The 4,156-nt window shown below is 60.7% G+C and carries 3 protein-coding genes; all 3 read left to right on the top strand.

Going from position 1 to position 4,156, the window contains the following annotated elements; all coding sequences use genetic code 11:
- The coding region (locus tag VL598_RS05040; protein WP_325325597.1) for a (Fe-S)-binding protein at positions 1-1,506 on the top strand (1,506 nt) is incomplete at its 5' end.
- 229 nt (positions 1,507-1,735) lie between these two features.
- Positions 1,736-3,025 (top strand): MFS transporter, encoded by a 1,290-nt coding sequence (locus VL598_RS05035; protein WP_325325596.1) that lies wholly within the window; start codon positions 1,736-1,738, stop codon positions 3,023-3,025.
- A gap of 224 nt (positions 3,026-3,249) precedes the next feature.
- Positions 3,250-4,156, top strand: a 907-nt coding sequence (locus VL598_RS05030) for a Tar ligand binding domain-containing protein (protein ID WP_325325595.1), incomplete at its 3' end; no start/stop codon positions are given.

Raw genomic sequence — 4,156 nt, 5'->3', positions numbered from 1 at the left:
CGCATCAACGAGGCATTTCGCGAGATCAAGACGCTCTTCGATCCCGAAAACCGGATGAGCCCGAACCGCATCGTCGCGCCGCCGAAGATGGACGACGCCGCCAACTTTCGGTTTGCACCCGGCTATCGGGAGCGTGAATGGCACCCGCAACTCGACTGGTCGGCGTGGAACGTCACACGCGATCCGATCTCGGGCATCGAAGGCCTTGCGGGCTCCGGTGGCGACGCGAGCGCTGGTCTCGCAAAAGCCGTGGAGATGTGCAACAACAACGGCCATTGCCGGAAGTTCGATGCTGGCACCATGTGCCCGAGCTATCGCGTAACGCGCGACGAGCAGCATGTGACGCGCGGCCGGGCCAATACGTTGCGGCTTGCGCTCTCGGGCCAGCTCGGCGATGCCGGGCACGAAGGCCTGGCGAGCCGCGACGTGAAAGACGTGCTCGACTTGTGCGTGTCGTGCAAGGGCTGCAAGCGCGACTGCCCAACCGGCGTCGATATGGCCAAGATCAAGATCGAGGCACGCGCCGCATGGTACGCGCGCCACGGTATGCGCCTGCGCGATCGGCTCGTGGCGTACTTGCCGCGTTACGCCCCCGTTGCTAGTCGCCTGCCGGCCCTCGTGGCCGCGATCGCCGCCGCCGAACGGATTCCCGGGTTGGCAAAGGGCGTCAAAAAATGGCTGGGCCTGGCGCCCCAGCGCGCCTTCCCACGGTTCACGCGCTCGTTCCTATCATCGGCGACGCCGAACAACGCGCAACCGCCCGCCGGCAAGGAAGTGCTGCTCTTCGTCGACACATTCAACAACTACATCGAGCCCGAAAACGCGCGCGCCGCCCAGCGGGTGCTCGAGGCCGCGGGCTATACGGTGCACCTCAACGAAAGCCAGCAGCAGCGCCCACTGTGTTGCGGACGCACGTTTCTCTCAGCCGGCCGCGTCGATGAGGCCAAAGCCGAGGCACGCCGCGCGCTCGATGCGCTACTGCCGTACGTGGAGCGCGGCATCCCGATCGTCGGGCTCGAGCCGTCATGCCTGCTATCGATGCGTGACGAGTTTCTCAATTATGGCTTTGGCGACGAAGCGAAACGTCTCGCAAACGCGTCGTTTCTCTTCGAAGAATTCCTCGTGCGCGAGAAGGCCATGCAGCGCTTGAGTCTCGACCTTAAGCCACTCGCGCATTCAAAGGCGTACGTGCATGGTCACTGCCACCAGAAGGCGTTCGACGCGTTTCGTCCCGTGCAAACCGTATTGGGCTGGATTCCGCAACTGGAAGTGTCGGTAATCGAATCGTCTTGTTGCGGCATGGCAGGCAGCTTCGGCTATGAGGCCGAACATTACGATGCATCGATGGCAATGGCCGAGCTATCGCTCTTGCCGGCGGTACGACAAGCGGGCGACGCGTTGGTCGTTGCCGACGGCACGAGTTGCCGACACCAAATCGCCGACGGCGCAAAGAGGGAAGCGCTGCATGTCGCGCGTGTGCTTGCTGCGGCGTTACCGGAGGGTTGAGCCCGCAACATTTTTTTATCAAAGCGGACGACAAAAGATCCGCCCACACAACTTCAAAAGTCATAGGAGACAAAAATGGCACGTTCACACCGACCCTCGATTCCTTGAATCTAATCGCCCACGTCGGGCCCCCTCCGATTTAAGCAGGACTCCTAACCAAATCGGAGCGAGTTTGCTTCGGGCGCATGCGTTCGCGCCCTCTCAGTGAAGAACGACCAAGAAGGAGGCGATGATGTTTCGTCGAGCCACGATGCGCGTGCTATTGCTGCTATGCGTGATGTACTTCATCACCTATGTAGACCGCGTCAATGTCAGCACCGCTGCAAGCGCGTTCGGTGCCGAACTGCATTTGACGCATACGCAGATCGGCCTTGTGTTTTCCGCATTTGCTTATCCGTATCTCGTATTTCAAATCATCGGTGGCTGGCTCGGTGACCGCATCGGCCCACGCCGCACGCTCGCTTTGTGCGGCGTGATCTGGGCCGGTGCGACCGTGCTGACCGGCCTCGCCGGCGGCTTCGCGTCGCTGATCTTCGCGCGGCTCTTGCTGGGGCTCGGTGAAGGCGCAACCTTCCCGACCGCCACCCGTGCGATGTCAAACTGGATGCCACCCGAGCAGCGCGGCTTTGCGCAGGGCATCACGCACGCCGCGTCACGCATCGGCAACGCGGTAGCGCCCCCGCTCATCGTCTGGCTCATGGTTGCAACAAGCTGGCGCGGCGCATTCTTCGTCACCGGGATCTTCAGCTTCCTGTGGGCCATAATCTGGATCTGGTACTTCCGCGACAACCCGCGCGACCACCCTGCCATCACCGACAGCGAATGCGCCAAGCTCGCCAACTACTCGGGTTCGAAGGAACGCGCAAAAACCCCATGGCGGCAACTCTGTACGAGGATGGCGCCGGTGACGGCCGTCTATTTCTGCTATGGCTGGGTGCTCTGGCTCTTTCTCGGCTGGATCCCGCAATATTTCCTGCACAACTACAACATGCAGCTCAGCAAGTCTGCGTTGTTCGCCTCGGGGGTATTTTTCGCAGGTGTGCTCGGCGATTGGCTCGGAGGCGCTATCACCGATACGATCCTGAAGAAAACCGGCAACGTCCGCAAGGCACGCAACGTGATGATCGCCGTCTGCATGTTTCTCACACTGCTCTCGCTTGCGCCGATCATGCTGGTTTCGAATATGTCGGTCACGCTCGCTGCGTTGTGCCTGAGTGCCGGCTTCTTCTTCAATGAAATGACGATCGGGCCGATGTGGTCCGTCCCGATGGACATTGCACCAAGGCATTCGGGCATCGCAAGCGGCCTCATGAACACGGGCTCTGCATTTGCTGCAATCGTCAGTCCCGTGGTTGGCGGGTGGCTGATCGACCGCACTGGAAACTGGAATCTGCCGTTCATCGTCTCGATGGCGCTCATGGCACTCGGCATCGTCCTCACATTCGTGATGAAGCCGGAGCGCACGCTCGAACCCGAGCGCAGTGAAGTGGAGGAACGCGGGCTCGGCAAACTTGTCTGAGCGCGCTTCCCGGGGGCGCCTGTACAACAGGAGCCCCCACCCCACTGCAACGCCAGCAGTCCGCCTACGACTTAATGCGGGTTTCTCTGTATAAGGTTTCTGAAAGTTCTGTCGTCAATCAATGATCGGCGGTTGGTCGCGCGTCCACTGCTAAAAATTGACAAGCCCGTTCGGATCGATCGGCATAAACACCTGCCCGTGCGTCCGGATTACGGAGATGACAGATGTTGAAAAAGATGACGATTCGCGCCTGGCTTACCGCGCTGATCTTGTTTTTCGCTGTCGTGCTGTTGGTCGGCGCTGCAGCCGGCTTGCTCTCGCTGCGCGCGAGCAATGTGTCGCTGCAACAGATGTACATGGTGGACACCCCCGCTGTCGCCGATCTCGAAGGCAGTTCAGGTCAACTGTTGCGCCTGCGGCTCGCACTCGCGACGTACGCGTCACTCAACGAGCTCAACGATCAAATGGGCGCCAACGCGGTGCTAGGTCGGTTCGACAAATATTTGCAGCTATCGAATGGCTCGATCGATCACTACCTGAGCATTGCAGGCAAGGACGGCCAAGCGTCGCGACTATTTCAGGAAATGCAGGACAAGCGCACTGCGCTCTTGCGCAACGGCATTGAGCCCACGATGGCCGCGTTGAAAGCGGGCGACCACAACGCGTTCCTCGAATTGCAATCGCATCATCTCCCGTCGCTTTACAGCGACTACGAAAAGGCGATGCAAGCGCTCGAGCGGTTTCACATCGACAGCGAAGCGCAGCGCTACCGCGATGCACAGGCGCGGTTCTACCTCGTGAGCATTGCCGTGGCGATTGGCATCGCGCTCTCGTTCATTGGCTCGTGGCTTGCGCGCGTCGTGCTGATGCGCGCGATCGTGCATCCGGTGAATGCAACGATTGCCCAGTTCGAACGGATCGCGCGCGGCGATTTGTCCAGCCGCATCGAATCGGTAAGCGACAACGAGATCGGCAAACTGACCGCAGCGCTAGCACAGATGCAAGAAGCGCTCACCTTGACTGTCGACACCGTACGCCGGGGCGCACAAGCGATCGATACGGGAGTCAGCGAGATTGCGTCCGGCAACACCGATCTGTCCCAGCGCACGGAGGAGCAGGCTGCCTCACTGC

Source organism: Trinickia sp. (assembly GCF_035492435.1).
GTDB lineage: Bacteria > Pseudomonadota > Gammaproteobacteria > Burkholderiales > Burkholderiaceae > Trinickia.
The sequence above is the reverse complement of the archived record's forward strand: the minus strand, read 5'-3'. Positions and strand labels throughout refer to the sequence as shown.